The organism is Serratia sp. MYb239 (assembly GCF_002966855.1).
Taxonomy (GTDB): domain Bacteria; phylum Pseudomonadota; class Gammaproteobacteria; order Enterobacterales; family Enterobacteriaceae; genus Serratia_B; species Serratia_B rhizosphaerae.
The window spans coordinates 3,248,833-3,272,532 of sequence record NZ_CP023268.1 but is presented as its reverse complement, the minus strand read 5'-3'; the positions used below and the strand labels follow the sequence as shown (position 1 = coordinate 3,272,532).

Genomic DNA, 23,700 nt, shown 5'->3' with positions numbered 1-23,700 from the left:
TTACTGTGATTGTGTACAGTATTCTTATCCGTAAGGTGTCTTTCCGTCAAGCAGAGCAGAGCGCACATGCCTCTATGCGTAGATAAAAGAGAGCCAGGAAAAGAGCAGATGATGAAATAGGTTTAATTTCAATGCATTATTCTTAACATGTCGGATGCTTGGCAACGCTGTTTTTTTGCTCGGCGTAGCTTCCTGGCTGGTGATGATGGTCATTCAACGTGCAGAGCGTGCCGATGATTGCTGTCCAGAACAGGGCGCACATCAAGAGTACCGCTGACCAGACTTTTTGGTTGTAACTCATAGTGGTTCCGAAATAAAAGGGAAAAATCACGCGTATTAAGACAGAGATAATATAAATAATCCTTCAACGAACCGATTAAATATCTTGAGTGTGAATATAAGAGTGTAACTAAAGATATTGTATGGATTTCAGTTCAAACCTTAATGAAGCCTTAACGGCGATATTTGTTTTCTCTCCGCATAGTTGATTGATGATGCGTTTAATTATTGCCATTTAAAATCCGTTTTATTCTATCCTTCTACGAGTAAAACGAAATGAAAACTTTGTTGCTGACAGGTGCTACCGGCTTTCTGGGTGGTGCGGTTCTGGAAAAATTATTAATTGAAAATCAGCAGGTAAACTATCTGCTTCTGGTGCGTGCGGAAAATAAAGAACAGGGATTGGCACGGATTAAAAATAATATGGCCAAGTTTAACCTGACGCCTGAAGTATTAGATAGAATTACACCGGAAAGTATTTTGTTGGGGGATTTGGCCGACGCGGAAAGTTTCCTGAGGGATGCGCGCTTGAATAATGTGACGCACGTGATTAACTGTGCGGCGGTGGCGTCATTTGGCAATAACCCGCTGATCTGGAAAGTTAACGTTGAGGGTACGCTGGCACTGGCCAGCAGAATGGCGCAGGTGGAAGGGCTGCAGCGTTTTTTACACGTCGGCACCGCCATGTCCTGTACGCCGGAACCGGGCACGCTGGTGGCAGAAAGCGGCGAGTTCGCCGAAGACGCCGAGCATCTGGTGGAATACACCCGTTCCAAATCTGCCATTGAACAGCTGATGCGTCAGCAACTGCCGCAGCTGCCGTTGGTGATTGCCCGGCCGTCGATCGTCGTCGGCCACACGCGCCTTGGTTGCCAGCCATCCAGCAGCATTTTTTGGGTATTCAGCATGGCGCTGATGCTGCGCAAATTTATGTGTTCGCTACAGGACAAAATTGACGTGATCCCGGCGGATTACTGCGCCGATGCGTTGGTGATGTTGCTGAACGGCGAAAGGCTGGAGAACGATGTGTACCATATCTCCGCCGGGGCGGAGCGCAGCGTCAGCTTTGCCGATATCGACCGCGCCATGGCCAGCGCTTTGGAGCAGGCGCCGGTTGGCGAACACTATGCGCAGGTCAGCTATGAGGCGCTGGTGAAGATGCGCCGTCAACTTAAGGATATCTTCGGCCCGTGCAACGAACGGCTGATGCTGAAAGCGATGCGCCTGTACGGCTCGTTCGCCATGCTCAACGTGCGTTTTAGCAATGATAAACTGCTGAAGCTGGGGATGCCGCAGCCGCCGCGCTTTACCGACTATCTTGCACACTGTGTGGTCAGCACCCGCGGCCAGTCGATTCCGCAGCAGATGGCGGTGGACTTCAAATAAGCGCGCTTACCAGGATGAGGATGACCAGAACACCCGGCCGAGCACCACCAGCTGATCTTTACGCTGCTGATAGCTGAGGTACTCATCCTGGTACTCCTCACGGTTCAGCGAGCGGATAATCACGCCGCCGTCCGGCTGCTCCAGCAGCACTTTGACACGCAGGAGATTGCCGTGGCGGATGGCGTAGGTTTTGCCTTCACGGATGCGTAAATCGTCGGTATTGATGCCGACCACGTCACCGTCCTGCAGGCGCGGCTCCATGCTGGAGCCGGAGATGCGGATAATCCGCGCGGCATTCACCGGTACGCCCATCTTGTGCAGATAGTAGCGGCGGAAAATCAGCGAAAATTCTTCGCGGTCGACGATTTCATAGCAGCCGTCGCCCGCAGAGAAATCGATATCCAGCAGGGGGATCTCCACAAACTCTTCCTTGTCCTGATTGGTGTCTTCCCACACCACCGGCTTCAGGCGGGCAGGCTGAAAGTCTGACGCCGTATCGACGTTATCAAAGGGTTTGGCCAGCTGCTTTTCATGGAAAACATCGAACCAGCCCTTGGGTAAATTCAGCCTGGCCTCAATCCGCCTGGCGAGGTTGTCGCCAAGATTGCGTGAAGATTTGTCCCCGATGATTTGGCTCAGCGTGGGCGCGGAAGACTCCACCAGGGCGGCGAACTCGTTCTGGTTGGTGCCGTTGCGTGCGTAGCGGGCCATCAGGTCGCGCAAATTATTGCGTCTTATTTCTTTGGTTTCCATGGGCGGATAATCGCACTCTTTAGCAAAAAGGTAAATATTTTATCCGCTAAAAACGCTTGCTAAAAATTTAGCGTTTAGCTAAAAATAAAGCGTGGTGATGTTCATACCACCCAGCCTTCGCGTATCATGATGCTATGCGAATACCTTTGGACAGCTAACGCAAAGAGGGAATCTGCGATGTTCACTATCGATTACAACAGCTACCGTTCGGTGGCCAGCTTTAACCGCCGTGTGCGCTTTCTGGTGCTGCATTATACCGCGCAAAATTTTGCCGACTCGATCACTTCGCTGACCGGCAACGCCGTCAGCGCTCACTATCTGGTGCCGGATCCGCAGGATCCCAGCTATCAGGCGGCCGGGTTCGACGGGCTGCGCATCTTTAACCTGGTGGATGAGCAGGAGCGCGCCTGGCACGCCGGCGTCAGTCAGTGGGGCGCGCGCAACAGCCTGAACGACACCTCGATCGGCATTGAGATCGTTAATCTGGCCAGCGGCGACGGCGAAGATATAACGTTCCCGCCGTTTGACCCACAGCAGATTGAGGCGGTGATCCAGCTGACGCGCAATATTCTGCAGCGCTACCCGGACATTTCTCCGGTCAACGTGGTGGCGCATTCGGACATTGCGCCCGGCCGCAAGAGCGACCCCGGTCCGCAGTTCCCGTGGCATCAGCTGTATCAGGCCGGCGTCGGCGCCTGGTATGAGGAAGAAACGCGTCAGCGCTATCAGCACTACTATTGCAACCAGGGGCTGCCTGACCGGCAGCAACTGCTGGCGCTGTTTGCCAAATATGGTTATGACGTCAGCGCCGCCGGCGATGACGAAGGCTACCGCCAGCTGGTGCGGGCGTTTCAGCTGCATTTCCGTCCGCAGAAATATGACGGCGTAATGGATGCGGAAACCGCGGCGATCCTGCAGGCGCTGGTGGATAAATACGTTGCATAATAGCTAAGCCGGGCGTAGCGGCTGCGCCCGGTTTCCCGCTGCGGCACATATTCTTCTACATTCCCGGTTATCCATTTTTGTGCTGGCTCCGCTACACTGAGGGTTTTCCGTTATCAGTAAGTGGGCTCACCGTGCGTCTGGATCGTGGCATTTCCTCATTTGAACACCTGATATACCGTCATTACCGCATTGTGCACGGTGTGCGCATCGGGCTGGCGTTTATTCTCACCTTTTTACTGATCCGCCTGCTGGAGGTTCCGGAAGGCACCTGGCCGCTGATTACGCTGGTGGTGGTGATGGGGCCGATATCGTTTTGGGGCAACGTGTCGCAGCGGGCGCTGCAGCGCATTGCCGGCACGGTGTTCGGCGCCGCCTCCGGGCTGGTGGCGTTGTATCTGGCAATCTATTCATTGCCGCTGATGCTGCTGTGGTGCGGGGTGGTGATGTTCGTCTGCGGCTACTTTACCCTGGGTAAACGGCCCTATATGGCGCTGCTGATCGGCATTACGCTGGCGGTGGTGTGCGGCGAAGGCAGCGGCGATATGCAAACCGCGCTGTGGCGCAGCGGCGATGTCATCTTCGGTTCGATACTGGCGCTGCTGTTCACCAGCATTTATCCGCAGCGCGCCTATATTCTGTGGCGGATGCAGATGGCGGAGTGTTTTCGCACCGCCGGGCAGGTTTATGGCGCCTATTTGTCGCCGAACGTGGTGGAGAGGCCGCGGCTGGAGCTGCGCCTGAAGCGCCTGCTGAATCAGGTGGTGAAGCTGCGCAGTCTGATTGCCCCCAGCAGTAAGGAAAGCCATATCTCCGTCGAAGTGTTTGAAGCGGTGCAGACCCTGAGCCGCAATCTGGTGTGCACGCTGGAACTGCTGGCCGATGCCTATTGGGCATCGCGTGAAACGCACTTTATTATGCTGAACGCTAAAAAGCTGCGCAGTGCTCAACTGCTGACGCTGCATTCGCTAGAGGCGTTGGCGGCGATGATGGAGCACGGCGGCCCCGGTCTGCCACAGCAAACCATTGGCGAGCTGGGGGAGATCTCCGCCGAACTGAAAACCCTGATGCAGGAAGCCGGCGGGCAGCACGTTGAAGCGCCGATTTACGGCTATGTGTGGCTCAGTATGCAGCTGGCGCAGCAGTTGGAAGAACTGGGCGATCTGCTTAAAGTCTGTACCGCCGACAGCGCGGAATAGTGTGTGAGATCATTAAGCGTGCGCTTCGGGTTTTGGCCGCGACGCTAAAGTGGGTAAGATAGCGGTATTGGGAGTTGTGCCGCACCGCCACAAACCTGTATCTTGAGAACATTGTGGCCGTAAGCAAATGAATCTGTGTATTACTAAAGCAAGGGTATAAAGATGGATAATGCAACTAAGCCGAGTTTCCAGGATGTTTTGGAGTTTGTGCGTATGTTCCGCCGTAAAAACAAGCTGCAGCGCGAAATCGTCGATAACGAAAAGAAAATCCGTGATAACCAGAAGCGTGTACTGCTGCTGGACAACCTGAGCGAGTACATCAAGCCGGGCATGAGCATCGAAGACATTCAGGCCATCATCGCCAATATGCGCAGCGACTATGAAGATCGCGTTGATGACTACATCATCAAAAATGCCGATCTGTCGAAAGAGCGTCGCGAGCTGTCTAAAAAGCTGAAAGCCATGGGCGAAGTGAAGTAACCCAACGTTCCCCACAGGCCAGATCTACGATCTGGCCTGCTTTAATTTTACCTGCCTCAAAGTTATGCGCTTTACCCGTTGCCAGCCGGTGAACCACGCTTTAGTCTGATATTGAAACGACGTTTTAATATTAAACAATGCGTAGGGATCACTCATGACTTATTGTGCAAATGCTTCCCGATATGACCAGATGCAATACCGTTACTGCGGCAACAGCGGGCTACAGCTGCCTGCGCTGTCGTTGGGACTGTGGCACAACTTTAGCGATGGTCACAGTCTCTCTTCCCAGCGGGCGCTGCTGCGTAAAGCGTTTGATCTGGGAATTACCCACTTCGATCTGGCAAACAACTACGGTCCACCGCCGGGCTCGGCAGAAAGCCATTTCGGCCGGCTGTTGCAGCAGGACTTTCTGCCGTATCGCGATCAGCTGATTATTTCCACCAAGGCGGGTTACGATATGTGGCCCGGCCCTTACGGCAGCGGCAGCTCACGCAAATACCTGCTGGCCAGCCTCGACCAGAGCCTGAAGCGCATGGGGCTGGATTACGTCGATATCTTTTATTCGCACCGGGTGGATGAACATACGCCGATGGAAGAAACCGCCGCGGCGCTGGCGCAGGCGGTGCAGAGCGGCAAGGCGCTGTACGTGGGGATTTCTTCCTATTCCACCGACCGTACCGTCAAAATGGCGGCGCTGCTGCGGGAATGGAAAATACCGCTGCTGATCCATCAGCCCTCGTACAGCATTCTGAACCGCTGGGTCGAAAGCAGCGGCCTGCTGGATGCGCTGGAACAGCAGGGAACGGGCTGCATCGCCTTTACGCCGCTGGCACAGGGGCTGCTGACCAATAAGTATCTGCACGGCATTCCGGAGGATTCGCGCATGAAGCGCGAGCAGGGCGGTTCGCTGAAAGAGAGCATGCTGTCCGCTCAGAACCTGCAAAGCATTCAGCTGCTGAACCAGCTGGCGCAGCAGCGCGGGCAAACGCTGGCGCAGATGGCGCTGAGCTGGCTGTTAAAGGACAATCGAGTCACCTCGGTGCTGATTGGCGCCAGCCGGCCGGAGCAGCTGGAGGAAAACTGCCAGGCGCTGAACAACCTCACGTTCAGCGCGGCGGAGCTGCAGCAGATTGATGAGCACGTGGCCGACGGCCAGCTTAATCTCTGGCAGGCATCGTCCGATCGCTAAACGCCGGATAGCAAAAAGCCCGCTTAAGTTGCCTTAAGCGGGCTTTTCTAAATATGGCTCCTCTGACTGGACTCGAACCAGTGACATACGGATTAACAGTCCGCCGTTCTACCGACTGAACTACAGAGGAATCGTGTGAACGGGACGCATAGTAACGAGCCGGGCGGGCTTTGTCAAAGCGTCAGGAGGGTTAAACGGTGCGTTCGCTGGCTTAATAAACAATTCGCGCCATTTTTCAGCATCTTAATGTTGAGCCGTGCGGTTTTTGCGTGCAGAAACCTTGTTATTGCCATCGCCTGGCGTGTTGCCGTTAACGAAGGCGCGGTTATCAGGCGATGGCGGAGCGGCAGGCGACGGCCTGACCGATGACCTGCTGACTTTTAGCTACTTTCCAGAGAGTTAACAAAAAAACGATAGCCCTGTTTATATTAATACTTTTCATTTCACCTTACTGTTTGTTGGGATTTTTCTGTGTTAGCATGACGGCTTGTTTGGGAATATCCCTGATAAACAAGCCGCTACGCGCTTGCCTGGCGGTTTGATACCTATAACAGCACGTCTGACGGCGTATATAGTTTGCCGTTGCCGCATTTCTGGGATTTTGAAAGTTATGAAAAGAACCATCGCAGTAGTAACGTTTTGCGCGTTACTGGCGGGTTGCCAGCAGGCTGGCAACCGTTCCGTCGCCAAGGCGGAGCAGGCGCAAGCCACGGAAACATCCTCCATGTTATCAACCCGGCCGGCAGTGAATGTGGGCAACGACGCCGCCCTGTATACCTGCATGAAAGAACTGAATGCGTTGCAGCAGGTTTCGCCGGCGGCCTATCAGAGCAAAAACACCGAATTAAATCAGATTCTGACGCAGGCCAAACTCTATACGCAGGTGCGCGCCAATCTGAGCCGTGAGATCAACGGCATTCTGGACTCCGGCTATCAATACCGCATCGGCAAAGCCTGCAATGACATTCGTACGGCGTTAACTCAGGCGCTGGTTGAGCGGGTGGAAAACATCTGACGGACGGCGCGGTTGGATGACGTTCGCTGCCGGACGTCATCCTTCTCTCCTGCGCCGAATAGACGGCGTAAGTAAAAAAATCGGCATAAAAGTGTGATGGGGGTCGCGTTTTTTCCGGCAATTGGATAAAATATCCCCATTGCTACCCACCTGTTCTGGATCTGTTTACTCATGAACGAAGTCGCCGCTTCCCGCCGCACAGCCTGGCTGCGCGTTGTCGTGCTTGCCGTTTCCGCCTTTATCTTTAATACCACCGAGTTTATTCCGGTTGGTTTACTGAGCGATATAGCACAAAGTTTTGCCATGCAGACCGAGCAGGTGGGGCTGATCATTACGATTTACGCCTGGATTGTCGCCGCCGCCTCGCTGGTGTGCATGCTGCTGACCAGCAAAATCGAACGGCGTAAATTGCTGATTGGCGTATTTATCCTGTTTATCGCCAGCCATGTGCTGACGGCGGTTGCCTGGAACTTCACCACGCTGGTGATTTCCCGCGCCGGCGTGGCGCTGGCGCACTCGGTGTTCTGGTCGATTACCGCTTCGCTGGCGATCCGCGTGGCGCCGGCGGGCAAAAAAGCGCAGGCGCTGAGCATGCTGGCGGGCGGCACCGCGCTGGCGATGGTGCTCGGCCTGCCGCTGGGGCGCGTCGTCGGGCAGCTGCTGGGCTGGCGGATGACCTTTATCGGCATCGCGGTGGCGGCGACGCTGGCGCTGCTGATACTGTGGCGGCTGCTGCCGGTGCTGAAGAGCGAGCACTCCGGCTCGCTGGCCAGCGTACCGGTACTGTTCAAGCGCCCGGCGCTGGTCAGCCTGTATATGCTGACCATCATTGTGGTGACGGCGCACTTTACCGCTTACAGCTATATCGAGCCGTTTATCCAGCGGGTGGCCGGCCTGAGCGATAACTTCACCACGCTGATGCTGCTGCTGTTCGGCGCGACCGGCATTATCGGCAGCCTGCTGTTCAGCCGCTACAGCGAACGCTTCCCGTCCGGGCTGTTTATCAGCGCGATCGGTCTGCTGGCCGTCTGCCTGCTGTTGCTGCTGCCGGCCGCCGACAGTGAGCTGCACCTGACGCTGCTGTGCGCGTTCTGGGGGATGGCGATTATGGCTATCGGCCTGTCGATGCAGGCGAAGGTGCTGAGCCTGGCGCCGGACGCCACCGACGTTGCAATGTCGATTTACTCCGGTTTGTACAACCTGGGCATCGGAGGCGGGGCGCTGCTGGGCAACCAGGTCAGCCTGCATCTCGGCATGCCGAACGTCGGCCTGGTCGGCGCGCCGCTGGCGCTGATTGCGCTGGGGTGGTGCGTGCTGAACTTCTACCGCAGCGAGCGCCTGCAGCATCATCGCGCCTGAGCCGTGCAGACCGGCTGGCGAACCCTCTTCGTCAGCCGGTTAAATTTTCCCCCAGCCAAACCGCATCCCCGCAGTTTTTTATGCTTAATTAACTTCTTTAGCCTGCTAATTAAAAATTTAACTCCGTCCGCGAATCATTAGCATAGACAGCCTATGTCAATGTTATCGAGAGGTTGCGGGTGAGTGATACTTTTGTGATGGATAACCGGCGGGCCGATGCGCAATCGCCGATTCATGAGCAGGACCTGTCGGCCAGAATCGATGCGCTACCCGCCTCGGCCGGGCTATGGCGCTTTATTACCCTGTTGTCGTTAGGCGGTTTTTTTGAGCTGTACGATCTGTTTCAGACCGGCTATATCAGTGGCGCAATGATCGCCGAAGGCATTTTCCATCTCGGCGCCGACGGCGTGTTCGGCGTCTCCGATCAGGCGGCGTTTGCCTCGGTGACTTTTCTTGGCCTGTTTGTCGGCGCCAGCCTGCTGAGCCCGTATGCCGACCGCTTCGGGCGGCGGGCGACCTTTATGTTTGCACTGGCCTGGTACGGCGCATTTTCGCTGCTGCTGGCGCTGCAAAATCAGGCGGAATGGATATTGCTGATGCGCTTTCTGGTCGGCGTCGGCCTGGGCATCGAGCTGGTAACCATCGACACCTATCTCACCGAATGGATCCCGGCGCATTTACGCACCCGCGCGTTCGCCTTTGCTTTCTTTATCCAGTTTTTATCGGTGCCGGCGGTGGCGCTGATGTCATGGTGGCTGGTGCCGCAGACCATTTTCGGGCTGACCGGCTGGCGCTACGTGGTGATTATCGGCGCGCTGGCCTCGCTGGTGATTTGGCTGGTGCGTAAAGGCCTGCCGGAGTCGGCGCGCTGGCTGGTGCAGCAGCAACGCTATGGCGAGGCACGTCAGGTTATGGCGGGCATGGAGCAGCGCTGCGGCGTGACGAATGCGCCGCCGTTTCCGCAGCGCGACGCGCCGGCGGCGGAAGAGGGGCGACAGGGGCGTTTTCGCGATATCTGGTCGCCGCGCTACCGCGGCCGTACGCTGATGCTGGTAGTGATGAACTTCTTCCAGGCGATCGGCTTTTTCGGCTTTGGCAACTGGCTGCCGGCGCTGCTGTCCGGCAAAGGCGCCTCGGTGACCCACAGCCTGCTGTATGCGTTTTTTATCACGCTGGCCTATCCGCTGGGCTCGTTAATCTGCAGCCGCTTTGCCGACCGGATGGAAAACAAGTGGCAAATCGTTCTTTCCTGCCTGGTGACGGTTATTTTCGGCTCGCTGTTCGCCTGGCAGAGCAACCCGCTGTGGCTGGTGCTGTGCGGTATTTTCATCACCTGGTCGAACGCCTGGCTGACCTACAGTTACCACTCTTATCAGTCGGAAGTGTTCCCCACCTTTATCCGCGCCCGCGCGGTGGGTTTTTGCTACTCCTTCAGCCGCTTATCGACGGCGTTCAGCAGCATTATTATCGGCGTGATCCTGCAGTACGGCGGGTCGGCCGGCGTCATCGGCTTTATCGTCTTCAGCATGCTGATGGTGATGGGAGTGATTGGCATTTTCGGGCCGAAGACCCGTGGCCGCGACCTGGAAGCGATTTAAGCGCAGATAAAAACAAACGGCCCGGATTTTCCGGGCCGTTTACCGTCAGCGGAACGGTGGCTCGTTAAAGGTGCGCAGCTTGCGGGAGTGCAGCCGTTCGCCTTCGGCGCGCAGCAGGTCGATGGCGCGGATGCCGATCTGCAGGTGCTCGGAGATCGCCCCTTCATAAAAGCGGTTGGCCTGCCCCGGCAGCTTGATCTCGCCGTGCAGCGGCTTGTCGGAAACGCACAGCAGCGTGCCGTAAGGCACGCGGAAGCGGTAGCCCTGTGCGGCGATGGTGGCGCTTTCCATATCGACCGCCACCGCGCGGCTGAGGTTAAAGCGCAGCGCCGAGGCGGCGTAGCGCAGCTCCCAGTTGCGGTCATCGGTGGTGACCACCGTGCCGGTGCGCAGCCGCTGTTTGACCTCTTCCCCCGGCATGCCGCTGACCTGCTTGGTGGCGTCGTACAGCGCCCGCTGTACTTCGGCGATGCTGGGGATCGGGATATCCGGCGGCAGTACCGCATCCAGCACGTGGTCGTCGCGCAGGTAGGCGTGCGCCAGTACGTAATCGCCAATCGACTGGCTTTCACGCAGGCCGCCGCAGTGGCCGATCATCAGCCAGGCGTTCGGCCGCAGCACCGCCAGATGGTCGCAGATGGTTTTGGCGTTGGAAGGGCCGACGCCGATATTAATCAGCGTAATGCCCTGACCGTTGGCGCCAATCAGGTGGTAGGCCGGCATCTGGTTGTTTTTCCATGCCAGATCGGACACGGCCTGCTCCGGCGACAGAGTATCGGCGGTGATGTAGATACCGCCGGCGCAGGAGAGCGCCTGATACGGGCTGTCCGGATCGGCGATCTCGCTGCAGGCCCAGCGGACAAATTCGTCCACATAGCGGGTGTAGTTGGTGAACAGCACAAACTGCTGGAAGTGTTCCACCGGCGTGCCGGTGTAGTGGCGCAGGCGCGCCAGCGAGAAGTCGGCGCGTAGCGCGTCGAAGTGCGACAGCGGGAAGGTGTCGCTGGCCTGCGACAGACCGTCGGCGGTGTCATCGCCGATCTGCGCCAGCTCCGGCACCGGAAAATGTTGCGCCAGCCCGGCGCTCATCGAACGCTCCAGCTCCAGCGTAGAGCCGTCTATCACATACGGATAGGGGATTTCACGCTGCGAGGGCGCCACCTCGATGGCGGCGCCGTATTCTTCCACCAGCAGCGTCAGTTGGTCTTCCAGGTAGTGGCGGAAGAGCGCCGGCCGCGTCACGCTGGTGGTGTAGCAGCCGGGATGGGTGAAGCGGCCATAGGCGCGGGTTTTCTTTTCGCTGGGGGCGGTGCCGTGCCAGCTAACGCGCAGCTCCGGGTAGACAAACAGCCCGGCGGCCCGCGCCTGCGCGTCCGGCAGCGTGCCGTTATCAATAAAATCGCCGATCGCCGTACGCAGCGCTTCGACCGCACCCTGGTAGAGGGCTTCCAACTGATCCAGCGCGTCTGCGACCGCGTGGTGACTGCCTGTTTTGCTATGAGCCATAGTACCTCTGAACGTGTTGATGTCCGACTGCGGGTATTGTTAGAAAGTAGCATATTCTCAATATGTTACAAATCCATATCAGCGCCGTGGCGCAGGGTGCCAGCCCGCCAGCGCCCGGCATGCGCAATCAGCACAAAAAACTTTGCAGGATCGGCAGGGATCAAACATGATTTAAAACAGAGTTTCGTTTTATGCCATGGAGCAATGTTGAACTTATTTGCGCAGCTTCGTCAACGGGTGATCGCCACGCCGTGGTACCCCAAACGGAAAAGTTACCGCGTGCTGTTTCGGCGCGAGATCGTGCCGCTGGCGGTGCCGATCTTGCTGGAAAACACCTGCGTCCTGCTGATGGGCGTATTGAGTACGTTTCTGGTGAGCTGGCTGGGCAAGGAGGCAATGGCCGGGGTTGGGCTGGCGGACAGCTTCAACATGGTGATCATCGCCTTTTTCGCCGCGGTGGATCTTGGCACCACGGTGGTGGTGGCGTTCAGCCTGGGCAAACTGGATCACCAGCGGGCGCGCGCGGCGGCGCGTCAGTCGCTGGTGCTGATGACGGTGGTGGCGCTGCTGCTGGCGGCGGCGATCCATCTGGCTGGCGAGCAGATTATTGATGTGATTGCCGGCGCCGCCACGCCGGAGGTAAAGGCGCTGGCGCTCTCCTATCTGCAGACCACCGTGTGGAGCTACCCGGCGGCGGCGATTGCGCTGATCGGCAGCGGTGCACTGCGCGGCGCGGGCAACACCAAAATTCCGCTGCTGATCAATGGCGGCATGAACATCCTCAATATCATTATCAGCAGCGCGCTGATATACGGCATTCCGGGCTGGGACGGTCTGGGCTTCATCGGGGCCGGACTGGGGCTGACCCTGTCACGTTATATTGGCGCCGTGGCGATTATTTATGTGCTGGCGATCGGCTTTAATCCGTCGCTGCACATTACCCTGAAGAGCTATTTCAGCCGGTTGCAGCTGTCGATCCTGAAAGAGGTGCTGGGCATCGGCATTCCCGCCAGCATTGAGTCAGTGCTGTTTAACGGCGGCAAATTGCTGACGCAGATGTTTGTGGCCGGCATGGGCACCAGCGTGATCGCCGGTAACTTTATCGCTTTCTCGATCGCCTCGCTGATTAACCTGCCGGGCAATGCGCTGGGCTCGGCGTCGACCATTATCGTGGGACGGCGGCTGGGCAAGGGGCAAATTGGCCAGGCGGAGCGGCAGCTGCGGCATATTTTCTGGCTGTCGACCCTTGGCCTGACGCTGCTGGCCTGGGGCAGCGCGCCGTTCGCCGGGCTGTTTGCCGCGTTCTATACCCAGCAGGATGATGTGAAAGAGGTGGTGAAGGTGCTGATCTGGCTGAACGCCGCCTTTATGCCGATTTGGGCCGCCTCCTGGGTGCTGCCCGCCGGGCTGAAGGGCGCGCGCGACGCGCGTTTTGCCATGTGGGTGTCGATGCTGGGCATGTGGGGCTGCCGGGTGGTAGCCGGCTATACGCTGGGGATCGTGCTGGGCATGGGGGTGACCGGCGTCTGGCTGGGGATGTTTATGGACTGGGCGGTACGCGGCGCGCTGTTCTACTGGCGTATGGTTAGCGGCCGCTGGCTGTGGAAGTACCCGCGCAATAAGGAAAATGCGTCCCGGGATTAATTTTGCGGGTAGCGGGTGTAGGGATTGTTGTTATTGAGCGACGACAGAAACATGGTGCCAATCAGCGCTAGGTGCGGCATCACAAACCAGCAGAAACACCAGGTGCCGCTGTAGCCGCCGTCATGCAGGCGGCGGATATTGCTGGCCAGCAGCGGCAGCACAAAGATAATGACCACGATCCATGAAAGCGGGTAATTCATCACCACCTTGACAGCCAGGTAAAGCACAAACCACAGGTGCTGAAATACCACCAGCGTGATATAGAATGCGCGGCTGTCCCGGCCTTTGATGCTGAACGACTGTCGATATCCCTGATAGATCACATTTAACAGGTAAATGATAGCATCCTCCATGATGGATATATTTTATATATCAATAAGTTAATAACTTATAGATCATGAAGGGGAAGGGCAAGCGTTTATCATTTATCTGCAGGTTGCCCCGCCATTTGCTGCAATAACCAGTGCCGCAGCGCGATAATATCTGCCCGCTGCGCCGCTTCCTCCGTTGTTACCAGATAATAGCGCGCTCCGGGCAGCGACTCGTCAAACGGTGCGGTCAGCACGCCGCGCTGTAGCAGATCGTTCGCCAGCAGCCGGCTGGCGATGACCACGCCTTGTCCAGCCACCGCCGCCTGCAGCGCGTGCGTTTCATCGCTGAAAATCAACCCGCCGTTGCAGTCCAGCCCGTCAGGCCCGTAGCGCCGCTGCCAGTTTTGCCAGGTGGGCGAGTCGGCGGGAACGTGCCGCTGCTCCACGTGAAACAGTGTGGCGGTGTGTAGATCTTCCCTCGTTTTGATGCCGAGCGACGGGCTGGTCACCAGGATAAAGCGGTCTTCATACAGCAGGGTACTGTGCAGGTGAGTTTCCGGCGTTTCGCGGTAGCGGATGGCGGCATCGACGGTGCGCTGGGTTAAATCCACCCGCTCAACGCTGGTGTGCAGACGTAAATCAATGGCCGGCAGCTGCGCTTTAAAATCGGCCAGGCGAGGTACCAGCCAGTGGGTGAGAAAATTGGAGGTGGTGGTGACCGTCAGCGCCGGCGGCTGAGCGGCCTGCATAATCTGCGCGGTGGCGGTCTCCAGCGCGCTGAAGGCGCTTTGCGTTGCGCCGTATAACAATTCCCCGGCATGGGTCAGGTTGACGCCCTGGGCGCTGCGTTCACAGACCCGGCATTCCAACATCGACTCCAGCAGTTTGATCTGATGGCTGACGGCGGTGGCGCTGACGCCCAACTGTTCGGCGGCCAGCTTAAAGCTCAGGCAGCCCGCAACGGCATGGAAGGCGCGTACGGCGCCCAGCGGCGGTAGGCGTGGTTTTCTCATGGCTGAGTTATTCTCATCTATGAATGAAATCTATGACTTTGATTACCTGATTATACGCGAGATAAGCTTATTGCAGTTGCTCACTGAGGGTGAGTTTATCTCATGATTATTGCGTATGATGCAGGAGGACGATGATGATACCGTTAGCCAAACAGCCGGACGCAGGCGCGGTCGCGCCGCCGGGTGCGGTGCTCCGGGCGATCGTGCTAAGCGTACTGCTATCTGCGGCGCTGCTATTGTTCCGGCAGTATGGCTGGGCGCAGCCGCTGCCCGGTGTTGCGCTGCCGCTCAGCCTGGCGCTGGCCTTTGCCTGCGGCGTGGCGCTGGGGCGTTACCGTCCGCTGGCGCAGCCGTCGCCGCTGGTGGTGGCGCGCTATGGCTTATTGATCGCTGCCGCAGGGCTGCTATGGATCCTGCTGGCGCTGCACGGACGGCTGGAATGGACGATGCTGCTGCCGGGCGCCTGGCTGACCGGCGCCGGTCTGGGCGCGGTCTACCAGCGCCATCGCGCTAGCGCGCCGCCGGGGCGACATCCTGTTTGGGGGCGCGCCGCGCTGGCGCTGATCTGCGGCGCGGCGCTGGCGGCGACGCAGTGGCTGCAGTGGCAGGCGGCGGGCGGGTTTAACTTCGCTTTGGCGCTGCTGGTGGATATGGTTCTGTTTGGCGCGCTGCTGGTGCGCATTGTCGAACGCGACCGTGAAAGCTGACACCGGCGCAGCGGTTAACCCGGTTTTCAGCTAAGCAACGCAAAAATGCATATTTCCTTTCCGGGCCGGTAAGCGTTTTACTTCTCTCAGGCGTCAATCATTGACTGAGGAGGGGAGCATGAAGCGTTTACTGGCTTTTTTGCGGTTCAGCCGTGGGGTACAGGCCGAACCGCAGCAGACGAAGCAGCCCGGCGACAGCGCCGCACTGTTGGAAACCATGCTGGCCACCAGCCAGCTGTACGGTTTTGAGTTCCATCCTTCGCTGCTGCGTCATTATGGAAAATAATCGCTACCGCCGCGCGATGCGCTACAGCTACTGGAATGAGCTGTGCGTGACTGCCTGATTAAAAGGCGGTATCTAGCTCCGCCTGCACGTTATAGTCGTCATCGACCAGCAACAGCGTTTTCCATTTATCAAAGGTCAGGCAGGGATGGGAGGTGCCGAAGATCAGGATATCGCCGACCTGCACATCGCTGTCAGGCGCCAGCCTCAGCATACAGTGCTGGTCCATGACCTCGCTGCTGGTATAGGCGCCGGGCCTGAACGGCAGCGCCTTACCCGCCCGGTAATGGGCGACCGGCTGCGGCAGCCCGGCGTCAAAGGCGCAGTCACGCTTGCCAAAATTAACAATCGCCAGCCGGGCCTCCGGCACCGATTGCACCATGGCCACCAGCTGCAGAGCGGCGCTGAGATCGCCGCCGAGATCGCAGGCGATGCGGTCGCGCGCCAGCAGCGCATCCTGCGCCTGCTGATAGATGCCGTTGTCATGGGTGATATAACAGCCGGGGCGAATCACAATGCGGCAGTGCGGCGGCTTTTTTGCCGTCAGCCAGACGTTGCATACCACGTCATACCACACGGTGCCTGCACCGGTCAGAATAAACTCCCCGTCGACATACTCCGCCATATTGCAGGCCAGCGCCGCCGCCGCGCTGAGTAAGGCTTCTATCTGCGGCTGCGGATCGTCGCCGTGCAGCACGCCTTCATACAGCTCCAGCCCGCGCAGCCGCAGGCCCGGCAGCGCCGCGATCTTGGCCGCCAGCGCCAGCGCCTCCGCCGTGCTGCGGCAGCCGCAGCGGCCGCCCGGCACGCCCAGCTCCACCAGCACGTCCAGCGTTTGTCCCTGAGTGTGGAAAAAGGCGGCAAGCGAGGCGGCATTGTCCACACTGTCGACGCAGCACAGAAAATCACAGCGCGGATAGCGCTGTTTCAACTGCGACACCAGTTGCATATTGGCTTTGCCCACCAGCTGGTTCGCCATCAGCACCCGCTCGATGCCCGCAGCCATGGCGGCATGTGCCTGCCAGGCGCTGCCGACGCCAATTGCCCAGGCGCCGGCCTCCTGCTGCCGGCGAAAAATCCACGGCGTCATGGTGGTTTTGCCGTGCGGCGCGAGTGAAACCCCGCGCTTATCGGCATAACGCTGCATCCAGCGGATATTATTTTCCAGCGCGCCGGCCCGGATCACGGCGGCCGGCAGGCAGACATCTTCATGCAGCAGATTGCTGATGCCGGCGGCGGAAATATGCATCGGCGCCGATTTATGCTTTGCGCTATTGACGGCCGTCATTTGCTTTCTCCCGCCAGCGGTCCGATTGGTTTGGTGTCGGTGTGGGTGGCTTCCCGTTCGTCGGTGATCATTTGCAGCACCTCTTCGCGTGACAGTTTATTTTTCGGGGTGAGCAGGGTGACGGCAACGGCGGCCACCAGGCTGACGAGCAGCGCCGGGATCACCGGGTTGCCGAGCGCCTGTGACCAGGCTGGGATCAGAATCACGGTCAGCGAGGTCAGACTGCCGCCCAGCAGCGCGGCAATGCAGCCCTGCCAGTTGAAGCGCAGCCAGAATTTACCCAGCAGCACGGTGACGCACATGCCCGACATAATCATTGAAATCATTTTGGTGATATAGCCAATGATGTCATTCGACGTCAGGGCGAAAATCAGCGCCAGCAGAATCACCAGCAGCAGGAAAATGCGCGACAGATTGATGGCTTTCTCCGGCGGCGGCATTTTCCCTGTCACCATGGTGTAAATATCACGCAGAATGATGGAAACCCCGGCAATTGCATCCGAACTGCCGGATGACAGGTTGGCAGACATGCCGGCGATCAGCACCACCATGGCCAGCGCGGCCGGCAGGGCGTTGGTGGCGAACAGGAAGGCAAAGCTGGGGTTCTCCAGCTCGGGGTTCATCACGTGCGTCGCCATGCCGATAATTGCCGGCAGGAATGAAAAGCCCATGTACAGCACGCCGGTAATCACGAAAGACTGGCGGATGGAGCGCGTCGAGGCGGCGGAGTAGATGCGCTGACGGTAAGACGGCGTTGCCAGTACGCCAATGCCGATGACGATCGCCAGAGAGAGCGCCGGCCACAGGCCGAGCTTGCCGATGCCGAACAGCGTAAAGGCTTGCGGGTCGGTGTTGGCGACCAGGGTGTCCCAGCCGCCGACGTAACTGACGGACAGCGCGGCCAGCACGATAAAGCCGAGGAACAGCACGATGGATTGCAGCGTGTCGATCCAGGAGACGGCTTTATACCCGCCGATGCCGACATAGAAGATAAAGCCGACGGCGATAATGATCTTGGCTACGGTGATATCGATATCCGCCGCCCAGGCCAGATACAGCCCGCCGCCGAGGATATGCGCGCCCAGCCAGCCGATTGAGGCGAGGAAAATCAGCAGGGCCACCAGGTTCTTCACGATGCGGCTGCCGCCGGTGTAGTAGCAGATCTCCTCGCTCATGGTCATAAAGCGCAGTTTCCTGACCGGCCCGAACAGCCAGGCGGTAAGGAGGATGCCGGTTGCGCCGCCGATGCCGTACAGCATGCCGGCCCAGCCGTTGGTATAGCCAAAGCTCACCGCGCCGATGCTGGAGCCGGTGCCGACCATGGTGCCGACGGTGGAGCCCAGGGTCAGCAGCATCGGCAGCTTTCTGCCGCCGAGGATAAAGTCTTCCCCCGTTTTCTGGTGGCGGGTGACGTACCAGCCGATCGCCATCATGACGAAGGCATAGAGTAAAAACCAGATCAGGAAATTGTTGTGTTCCATAATATTCCCTTACGTAGTGATAATGCCGTTAGTTCTGCTTGTATTTGGCGTTAAAACAGGTGATGTCGACCTCGACCATGCAGTCGACGACCAGATCGGCCACGCAGCACACGCGCGCGGGCGGATGCTCGGCAAAGAAATGGCGGAAGACCTTATTGAAGGACTGGAAGTAGCGCGCGTCGGTCAGGAAGACTTTCATATGTACGATATCTTCTTTGCCGAAACCCGCTTCGTTCATGATGTCGAGGCAGTTTTGAATCGCCTGGGTGGACTGGGCGACGATGCCGCCGTCGATAATCTCCCCATCGACCATCGGCGTCTGGCCGGAGACGTACAGCCAGCCGTCTGCGCTGACCGCTTTGGCGAAAGGCAGGTTTTGTCCGCCGGTGCCCGTGGAGCCGGTAATCCCGTAACGTTTAATCATAATGTCCTCTTACTGGTTAATGAGTTTTACTCAGGAACTTCCCGGCGCGCCGGCCGGTCATCTGTTGCTGGCTGTAGGTCAGTACGCCGTTGACGAACACGTGCTCAATACCGTCGGCCAGTTGTTTCGGCTGCTGGAAGGTGGCGGCATCGTTGACGCGTTCCGGGTCGAACAGCACCAAATCGGCAAAGTAGCCCTCTTTGATCAGCCCGCGCTGCCGCATACCGAAGCGTTGTGCGGACATGCCGGTCATCTTGTGTACGGCGGTAGCCAGCGGGAACAGCTTTTCGTCGCGGCTGTAGTGGCCCAATACCCGCGGGAAGGTGCCCCACAGGCGCGGATGGGGGTTGGGATCGCAGGGCAGACCGTCGGAGCCGATCATGGCGCTGGGGTGAGCCAGTACGCGGCGCACATCGGCTTCATCCATCTGGAAATAGATGGCGCCGGCGGGCATCAGCCGCTGGGCGGCGTGGTGAATATCGCTATCCCAGGCGGCGGCGATCTCCAGCAGGGTTTTGCCCGCCATTTCCGGGTGCGGCGTGGACCAGGTGATCAAAATGTCGTAGTCCGCCGTAACCTGCTGCGGATCGAGGTTGGAGGAGCCGGCGCGGTACGGGTAGAGATCGCAGCTGATATCCTGGCGTTGCTGATACTTCTCTATCAGCGCCAGCGTTTCTACCGTGCGCCCCCAGTTTTTGGCGCCCGCGCACTTATGGTGGGAGATCTGCACCGGCACCCGGGCGTGACGGCCGACGTGAAATGCCTCATGCATGGCGTCGATGATCCCGTCATATTCGGTGCGCATATGCGTGGTGTAGATGCCCTGATGCTCGGCCAGCAGCTCCGCCAGCGCGCAGATCTCTTCCGTTGAGGCGTTAACGGCGTTGCCGTAGGACAGGCCGGTACTCAGCCCCAGCGCACCCTGCTGCAGCGCCTGCCGCAGAACGGCGCGCATGGCATCGATATCGGCGCTCTGCGCCGGTTCGTTCAGGGACGCCACAACGTTGTTGCGCAGCGTGGTGTGGCCGATCAGCGTGGCGACGTTCACCGAGGGCATGACCTCATCCACGGTGCGGCGATAGCTGGCCAGATCCGGGTAACGGAACTCCGCCAGCTCCCCCAGCAGGTTGAGCGGGTCGGGCACTTCGTCTTTCATCTGCGCGCAGGCGGCGCTGATGCCGCAGTTGCCGACGATGATACTGGTGACGCCCTGCGAGGTTTTCTCGATATAGTCCGGGTGCTTGATCACGATCAGATCGTCATGGGTATGAACGTCGATAAACCCGGGAGCCAGCACCCGGCCGCGGCAGTCCAGCGTTACCGCCGCGTCCTCATCAATGGCCGGCGCGATGCGGGTGATGCGATCGTCGCTGACGGCCACGTCGGCGGTGTAACCGTCACTGCCGGAGCCGTCGATCACGGTGGCGTTTTTAAACAGGTAGTGATGTTTCATAGCGATACCTTTAAGCGTTCTGGTTGGCATGGGAGCGGTAGGCCGCCGCAAAGGCCTGCGCCTGCGCCGCGGTGCGTGCCGGCGTTTGTCCTGCGCGGTACAGGTCATTGCCGAGGCCGGCGCCGCTGCAGCCCGCCTGCAGGTAGGCGCCGAGCGTGTCCGGCGTGACGCCGCCGACGGCGTAGAGGGCAATATCGGCAGGCAGCACGGATTTCAGCGCACGCACATAGCCGGGGCCGAACTGGCCGGCGGGGAACAGTTTGATTTGCCGGGCGCCGGCCTCGATGGCGCTGAAGGCCTCCGTCGGCGTCGCGCACCCCGGCAGCGCCGGCATCGCGTGGTGCAGCGCCCGGCGGATTACCGCAGGCTGCGTCGCCGGCGTCACAATAAACTGGCAACCTACCGCCGCCAGCTGGTCGACGTCGGCGACGTTCACCACCGTACCGGCGCCGATCAGCGCTTGTCCGCCATAGCGTTGGGCCGCGTGCGCAATGCTGGTTTGCCACGCCGGCGAGTTCAGCGGGATTTCAATCGCCTCAAAGCCGGCCTCAATCAGGACCGGGATGTGGTCGTCGACTTCATCGGGCGTAATACCGCGCAGGATGGCGACCAGCGGTAGCGTAAGGTGCATTTTCATCGTGAATCTCCGGATGAGACGGCGTCGGACGGCGACGCGTACGGCGTTGCCGCCTGACGCATGATGATTTCCATCACGCGGATAGCGCCGATGCAGGACAGCGGCCGGGCGGGATCTTCGTCAACCAGCAGCGCGTCGGCGGTGAAAAAGGGATCGGCGGCGATCAGCGAGGCCAGCGCCTGTTGCAGGATCGGTTTGCCGCTGATGACCACGCGGGTCTCCGGCGTCAGCGCCAGCGCCCGGCTCTGTTTCATCGCCTGAATATCGGCGCAGAGCGTAACGCCCAGCAGATAGCTGGCTTTCTGGTCGTGGCTGGCGGCGGTAAACAGATCCAGCAGCCGCACGGAGAAGCAGGCGCGCGACAGGCCGGTGCGCCGGCAGGCGTCGGCGCCCTGCAGCAGATAGTCGAGCTCCAGACGGGCGGCGAACTGTCGATCCAGCGAGCCGGCCAGCAGGGAGTGGTGGGTGAGTGCATCCAGTAACTCGCCGGCCATGGTGGTGGCGCAGGCGGCAATGCGCTGCTGTCGATCGATACTGACGAACTTCGAGTGTGAGCCGGGCAGTACGATCACCGCCGGGCCGGGCACGGCCTGTAATGCCAGCAGGCCGAAGGTTTCTACTTCCTCGCCGCGCATCACGTCCATCATATCGAGGTTGGTGAGGTTCACCGTCGGCAGGGCGTTTTTGACGCCGGGAATAAACCAGATCGGCTGCGGCGCGATGGCCGGAATATGGCGCGCCACCGCGCCGTTCGCCAGCTGTTCAACGCTGACCGGTGCGCTCAGGTGAGGAAGCGGGCAGAGCCCGACATCGGCGGTGATCATGCCGGACGCCACGATCGCGCAGCGATCGAGCGTACAGTTTTCAGCCTGCGCCAGCGCACGATCCAAGGCGTCTTTAATCCCGGCGGTGAGCGTTGCCAGATTGCCGCTTTTGGCGCTGTCGCGCACCCCGACCGCCGCACAGGCGTCGGCGATGATCCTTTTATCCTGCCAGATACGCACCCGGGTATTGGTGGTACCGGAATCAATGGTGACGATGAACATGTCGCTTCCTTAGTGGCTAAAATTTCGGAACGTCATTCCTTTCATTTAGACTATTTTTTATAAATAGGAATGTCATTCCGTTTTTTGTCGATCGGTGAAGGGGGTCACAAACAGCAGGCGGCGAAAGTCAGGTGCGGATGTCAATATACTGAAAACAAACGAATTTTGTAGGATGTAGCATTACGGCTACAATAACGGAAATTTTTCGAATGGGAGTAACGGGATGTCAGGTGGCGAGAGCACGAACTCTTCCAGCATTGATAAGGTTTTAACGCTGTTGGAAGAAATAGGAGACCATCCCGAAGGCATATCGCTGGCGGCGTTGGTAAAGCGTACCCAGATAGCGAAAACGACCGGATTCCGCATCCTGGAAACCCTCAAGGAGCGGCAGTATGTGATGCTGGACAGCGCGACGGAGCGCTATCATCTGGATCTGAAAAGTCTGGAACTGGGGATAAAAGGATTAATGAATGTGAACCTGGTTGAGGTTTCCATTCCATACCTGAAGAAGCTTTCCGCCAAAACTGAAGAAACCTGTTTTCTGGGCGTCTACAACGACGGCCACGTGGTCTACCTGTACAAAAGCGAAGGGACGCTCTCCATCCAGACCAACGCACAGCTGGGTGCGCGTCTGCCGGCCTACTGCACCGGGATTGGCAAGGCGCTGCTGGCCTTCCAGCCGCAGGAAGAGATCGACCGCGTGCTGAGCAAACCGCTGACGGCGTTTACCGAGAAAACGCTGGTTGACCGCGTGGCGCTGTATGAGGTGCTGGCGGATATTCGCCTGAAAGGCTACTCCCTCGATAACGAAGAGAACGAAGAGGGGCTGACCTGCGTGGCGCACCCGATCTTCAACTATACCGGCAGCGTGGTCGGCGCGCTGAGCGTCGCGGGGCCGACGCACCGTATGCAGCGTAAAATCGAGCGGGTTAACCAGGAGCTGGAGCAGGTCTGCTCACTGATTTCCCGCCGTCTGGGCTACCTGGGGAAATAGGTTTTTCCCGCTGCGGATGCTTGCGGCACGGTTAACGCCGTGCCGTTTGCGAAGGGCCGGCATGGTTAACGAGAACGCCCGGCAGGACGTGCTGAATGATGTTGATGGCCGCAGTACAGGCGGCAGAAACTACCGTTAGCGCAATATTTGTACATACTGTGTAAAGCCGGGGCAGTGTTTCCCGGATGCGCTGAAGGCTAGCCGGCGCTTCATGCGTTATTCATCAGGTTGTCTAACATAAGGATTGCGCTATGCGTTGGCCTCAGCACGCTTTGGTAATCTGCACCGCCGCGATGTTATCCCTTCCCACCTTTTTTGCTCAGGCGCACGGCGATAAGCGCGGCGTCGACAGCGAAACGCTGCTGGAATCGGAGCGTTCCTGGGACGGTACGCGATATTCCGCCTATCCGCAGGGCACTCCGCAGCTTTCGGTGCTGAAGATCACCATTGCTCCCAACAGCAGCCTGGACTGGCATCAGCATCCGATCCCGAATGCCGCCTATGTACAGAGCGGCGTGGTGACGATAGAGAAGAAATCCAGCGGGGAAAAACGGCAGGTCACCGCCGGCGAGGTGCTGCCCGAAGTGGTAGATATTGCCCATCGCGGCTATACCACCCAAGAGGGCGCGGTGCTGATTGTGTTTTACGCCGGGAAGAAGGGCGTGCCGCTGTCGGAGCCGGTTAAGTAAGAGATTTTTGGTGGAGGTTGGTAT

24 protein-coding genes and 1 tRNA gene are annotated in these 23,700 nt (G+C 58.8%); 13 read left to right on the top strand and 12 right to left on the bottom strand.

Going from position 1 to position 23,700, the window contains the following annotated elements; translation table 11 throughout:
• Positions 1-142 precede the first annotated feature (142 nt).
• Positions 143-301, bottom strand: coding sequence for a hypothetical protein (locus CLM71_RS24025; RefSeq protein ID WP_158684828.1), 159 nt, complete (start codon positions 299-301; stop codon positions 143-145).
• Between the two features lie 254 nt (positions 302-555).
• Between CLM71_RS24025 and CLM71_RS15805 the strand changes: the two genes are divergently transcribed.
• Positions 556-1,665, top strand: a complete 1,110-nt coding sequence (locus tag CLM71_RS15805; RefSeq protein WP_105231829.1) for an SDR family oxidoreductase — start codon at positions 556-558, stop codon at positions 1,663-1,665.
• A 6-nt stretch (positions 1,666-1,671) separates the two neighbouring features.
• Here the strand turns inward: CLM71_RS15805 and CLM71_RS15800 are convergent, their stop codons facing one another.
• Positions 1,672-2,418, bottom strand: coding sequence for a S24 family peptidase (locus CLM71_RS15800; RefSeq protein ID WP_105231828.1), 747 nt, complete (start codon positions 2,416-2,418; stop codon positions 1,672-1,674).
• Positions 2,419-2,595: 177 nt separating this feature from the next.
• Here CLM71_RS15800 and CLM71_RS15795 point away from each other — a divergent pair, with 177 nt between their 5' ends.
• The 4 genes from CLM71_RS15795 to mgrA all read left to right on the top strand — a co-directional run bounded on the left by CLM71_RS15795 (position 2,596) and on the right by mgrA (position 6,228).
• A complete protein-coding gene (locus CLM71_RS15795) occupies positions 2,596-3,363 on the top strand; it encodes an N-acetylmuramoyl-L-alanine amidase (RefSeq protein ID WP_105231827.1) in 768 nt (255 codons plus the stop codon).
• Positions 3,364-3,494: 131 nt separating this feature from the next.
• Entirely contained in the window at positions 3,495-4,559 is a 1,065-nt protein-coding gene (locus CLM71_RS15790) for an FUSC family protein (protein ID WP_105231826.1), read from the top strand.
• Positions 4,560-4,721: 162 nt separating this feature from the next.
• Complete coding sequence (gene tmaR / locus CLM71_RS15785; protein ID WP_105231825.1) at positions 4,722-5,039, top strand: PTS system regulator TmaR; 318 nt, start codon at positions 4,722-4,724, stop codon at positions 5,037-5,039.
• 154 nt (positions 5,040-5,193) lie between these two features.
• Positions 5,194-6,228 (top strand): L-glyceraldehyde 3-phosphate reductase, encoded by a 1,035-nt coding sequence (gene mgrA, locus CLM71_RS15780; protein ID WP_105231824.1) that lies wholly within the window; start codon positions 5,194-5,196, stop codon positions 6,226-6,228.
• Between the two features lie 54 nt (positions 6,229-6,282).
• Here mgrA and CLM71_RS15775 read toward each other — a convergent pair.
• A tRNA-Asn gene (locus tag CLM71_RS15775) sits at positions 6,283-6,358 on the bottom strand.
• A 480-nt stretch (positions 6,359-6,838) separates the two neighbouring features.
• Here CLM71_RS15775 and CLM71_RS15770 point away from each other — a divergent pair.
• The 3 genes from CLM71_RS15770 (at position 6,839) to CLM71_RS15760 (ending at position 10,200) form a co-directional block, all read left to right on the top strand.
• The gene (locus tag CLM71_RS15770; RefSeq protein ID WP_145961109.1) at positions 6,839-7,243 is read left to right on the top strand and encodes a hypothetical protein; all 405 of its coding nucleotides are present in this window, start codon (positions 6,839-6,841) and stop codon (positions 7,241-7,243) included.
• Between the two features lie 171 nt (positions 7,244-7,414).
• On the top strand, positions 7,415-8,602 hold the full coding sequence (locus CLM71_RS15765; protein WP_105231822.1) for a sugar transporter: 1,188 nt from the start codon (positions 7,415-7,417) through the stop codon (positions 8,600-8,602).
• Between the two features lie 197 nt (positions 8,603-8,799).
• Entirely contained in the window at positions 8,800-10,200 is a 1,401-nt protein-coding gene (locus CLM71_RS15760; protein ID WP_105231821.1) for an MFS transporter, read from the top strand.
• A 45-nt stretch (positions 10,201-10,245) separates the two neighbouring features.
• On the opposite strand, the gene CLM71_RS15755 is transcribed toward CLM71_RS15760, so the two are convergent.
• Positions 10,246-11,706 (bottom strand): AMP nucleosidase, encoded by a 1,461-nt coding sequence (locus CLM71_RS15755; protein WP_105231820.1) that lies wholly within the window; start codon positions 11,704-11,706, stop codon positions 10,246-10,248.
• 207 nt (positions 11,707-11,913) lie between these two features.
• On the opposite strand from CLM71_RS15755, the gene CLM71_RS15750 reads away from it, so the two are divergent.
• Positions 11,914-13,350: an EmmdR/YeeO family multidrug/toxin efflux MATE transporter gene (locus CLM71_RS15750; RefSeq protein WP_105233436.1), complete on the top strand. Its 1,437-nt coding sequence runs from the start codon at positions 11,914-11,916 to the stop codon at positions 13,348-13,350.
• On the opposite strand, the gene CLM71_RS15745 is transcribed toward CLM71_RS15750, so the two are convergent.
• Both CLM71_RS15745 and CLM71_RS15740 read right to left on the bottom strand, forming a co-directional pair.
• Positions 13,347-13,703: a DUF805 domain-containing protein gene (locus CLM71_RS15745; RefSeq protein ID WP_105231819.1), complete on the bottom strand. Its 357-nt coding sequence runs from the start codon at positions 13,701-13,703 to the stop codon at positions 13,347-13,349. The two genes, CLM71_RS15750 and CLM71_RS15745, sit on opposite strands and share 4 nt — an antisense overlap.
• Positions 13,704-13,771: 68 nt before the next feature.
• Positions 13,772-14,674: a LysR substrate-binding domain-containing protein gene (locus CLM71_RS15740; protein ID WP_105231818.1), complete on the bottom strand. Its 903-nt coding sequence runs from the start codon at positions 14,672-14,674 to the stop codon at positions 13,772-13,774.
• A 131-nt stretch (positions 14,675-14,805) separates the two neighbouring features.
• Here CLM71_RS15740 and CLM71_RS15735 point away from each other — a divergent pair, with 131 nt between their 5' ends.
• Complete coding sequence (locus tag CLM71_RS15735) at positions 14,806-15,381, top strand: hypothetical protein (RefSeq protein ID WP_158684827.1); 576 nt, start codon at positions 14,806-14,808, stop codon at positions 15,379-15,381.
• 118 nt (positions 15,382-15,499) lie between these two features.
• Entirely contained in the window at positions 15,500-15,667 is a 168-nt protein-coding gene (locus CLM71_RS24020; protein ID WP_158684826.1) for a hypothetical protein, read from the top strand.
• Between the two features lie 58 nt (positions 15,668-15,725).
• Here CLM71_RS24020 and CLM71_RS15730 read toward each other — a convergent pair whose 3' ends face one another.
• Genes CLM71_RS15730 through CLM71_RS15705 form a run of 6 tightly spaced genes read right to left on the bottom strand, consistent with a single transcriptional unit; the run spans position 15,726 to position 21,993 of the window.
• Positions 15,726-16,952: an amino acid deaminase gene (locus CLM71_RS15730; RefSeq protein WP_105231816.1), complete on the bottom strand. Its 1,227-nt coding sequence runs from the start codon at positions 16,950-16,952 to the stop codon at positions 15,726-15,728.
• Complete coding sequence (locus tag CLM71_RS15725) at positions 16,949-18,433, bottom strand: sodium:solute symporter family protein (RefSeq protein ID WP_105231815.1); 1,485 nt, start codon at positions 18,431-18,433, stop codon at positions 16,949-16,951. The genes CLM71_RS15730 and CLM71_RS15725 overlap by 4 nt, the downstream gene beginning before the upstream one ends.
• A gap of 28 nt (positions 18,434-18,461) precedes the next feature.
• Positions 18,462-18,860, bottom strand: a complete 399-nt coding sequence (locus CLM71_RS15720; protein ID WP_105231814.1) for a RidA family protein — start codon at positions 18,858-18,860, stop codon at positions 18,462-18,464.
• A 13-nt stretch (positions 18,861-18,873) separates the two neighbouring features.
• Positions 18,874-20,310, bottom strand: a complete 1,437-nt coding sequence (locus CLM71_RS15715; RefSeq protein WP_105231813.1) for an amidohydrolase family protein — start codon at positions 20,308-20,310, stop codon at positions 18,874-18,876.
• Between the two features lie 10 nt (positions 20,311-20,320).
• Positions 20,321-20,947, bottom strand: coding sequence for a 2-dehydro-3-deoxy-6-phosphogalactonate aldolase (locus CLM71_RS15710; protein WP_105231812.1), 627 nt, complete (start codon positions 20,945-20,947; stop codon positions 20,321-20,323).
• Positions 20,944-21,993 carry a 2-dehydro-3-deoxygalactonokinase gene (locus tag CLM71_RS15705; RefSeq protein WP_105231811.1) on the bottom strand — a complete coding sequence of 350 codons (1,050 nt, stop codon included), beginning with the start codon at positions 21,991-21,993 and terminating at the stop codon, positions 20,944-20,946. The genes CLM71_RS15710 and CLM71_RS15705 overlap by 4 nt, the downstream gene beginning before the upstream one ends.
• A 277-nt stretch (positions 21,994-22,270) precedes the next feature.
• Here CLM71_RS15705 and CLM71_RS15700 point away from each other — a divergent pair, with 277 nt between their 5' ends.
• Both CLM71_RS15700 and CLM71_RS15695 read left to right on the top strand, forming a co-directional pair.
• Positions 22,271-22,987 (top strand): IclR family transcriptional regulator, encoded by a 717-nt coding sequence (locus tag CLM71_RS15700; protein ID WP_234008588.1) that lies wholly within the window; start codon positions 22,271-22,273, stop codon positions 22,985-22,987.
• Positions 22,988-23,238: 251 nt separating this feature from the next.
• Positions 23,239-23,676 (top strand): cupin domain-containing protein, encoded by a 438-nt coding sequence (locus tag CLM71_RS15695; RefSeq protein WP_105231809.1) that lies wholly within the window; start codon positions 23,239-23,241, stop codon positions 23,674-23,676.
• The last annotated feature ends 24 nt before the right edge of the window (positions 23,677-23,700 follow it).

What these genes read in the sequence shown, in the direction of transcription:
- CLM71_RS15745 (WP_105231819.1), bottom strand. Translation starts at nt 13,703, where the DNA reads ATGGAGGATGCTATCATTTACCTGTTAAATGTGATCTATCAGGGATAT.
- CLM71_RS15755 (WP_105231820.1), bottom strand. Translation starts at nt 11,706, where the DNA reads ATGGCTCATAGCAAAACAGGCAGTCACCACGCGGTCGCAGACGCGCTG.
- CLM71_RS15805 (WP_105231829.1), top strand. Translation starts at nt 556, where the DNA reads ATGAAAACTTTGTTGCTGACAGGTGCTACCGGCTTTCTGGGTGGTGCG.
- mgrA (WP_105231824.1), top strand. Translation starts at nt 5,194, where the DNA reads ATGACTTATTGTGCAAATGCTTCCCGATATGACCAGATGCAATACCGT.
- CLM71_RS24020 (WP_158684826.1), top strand. Translation starts at nt 15,500, where the DNA reads ATGAAGCGTTTACTGGCTTTTTTGCGGTTCAGCCGTGGGGTACAGGCC.
- CLM71_RS24025 (WP_158684828.1), bottom strand. Translation starts at nt 301, where the DNA reads ATGAGTTACAACCAAAAAGTCTGGTCAGCGGTACTCTTGATGTGCGCC.
- CLM71_RS15740 (WP_105231818.1), bottom strand. Translation starts at nt 14,674, where the DNA reads ATGAGAAAACCACGCCTACCGCCGCTGGGCGCCGTACGCGCCTTCCAT.
- CLM71_RS15800 (WP_105231828.1), bottom strand. Translation starts at nt 2,418, where the DNA reads ATGGAAACCAAAGAAATAAGACGCAATAATTTGCGCGACCTGATGGCC.
- CLM71_RS15710 (WP_105231812.1), bottom strand. Translation starts at nt 20,947, where the DNA reads ATGAAAATGCACCTTACGCTACCGCTGGTCGCCATCCTGCGCGGTATT.
- CLM71_RS15735 (WP_158684827.1), top strand. Translation starts at nt 14,806, where the DNA reads ATGATGATACCGTTAGCCAAACAGCCGGACGCAGGCGCGGTCGCGCCG.
- CLM71_RS15705 (WP_105231811.1), bottom strand. Translation starts at nt 21,993, where the DNA reads ATGTTCATCGTCACCATTGATTCCGGTACCACCAATACCCGGGTGCGT.
- tmaR (WP_105231825.1), top strand. Translation starts at nt 4,722, where the DNA reads ATGGATAATGCAACTAAGCCGAGTTTCCAGGATGTTTTGGAGTTTGTG.
- CLM71_RS15795 (WP_105231827.1), top strand. Translation starts at nt 2,596, where the DNA reads ATGTTCACTATCGATTACAACAGCTACCGTTCGGTGGCCAGCTTTAAC.
- CLM71_RS15760 (WP_105231821.1), top strand. Translation starts at nt 8,800, where the DNA reads ATGGATAACCGGCGGGCCGATGCGCAATCGCCGATTCATGAGCAGGAC.
- CLM71_RS15725 (WP_105231815.1), bottom strand. Translation starts at nt 18,433, where the DNA reads ATGGAACACAACAATTTCCTGATCTGGTTTTTACTCTATGCCTTCGTC.
- CLM71_RS15695 (WP_105231809.1), top strand. Translation starts at nt 23,239, where the DNA reads ATGCGTTGGCCTCAGCACGCTTTGGTAATCTGCACCGCCGCGATGTTA.
- CLM71_RS15730 (WP_105231816.1), bottom strand. Translation starts at nt 16,952, where the DNA reads ATGACGGCCGTCAATAGCGCAAAGCATAAATCGGCGCCGATGCATATT.
- CLM71_RS15765 (WP_105231822.1), top strand. Translation starts at nt 7,415, where the DNA reads ATGAACGAAGTCGCCGCTTCCCGCCGCACAGCCTGGCTGCGCGTTGTC.
- CLM71_RS15770 (WP_145961109.1), top strand. Translation starts at nt 6,839, where the DNA reads ATGAAAAGAACCATCGCAGTAGTAACGTTTTGCGCGTTACTGGCGGGT.
- CLM71_RS15715 (WP_105231813.1), bottom strand. Translation starts at nt 20,310, where the DNA reads ATGAAACATCACTACCTGTTTAAAAACGCCACCGTGATCGACGGCTCC.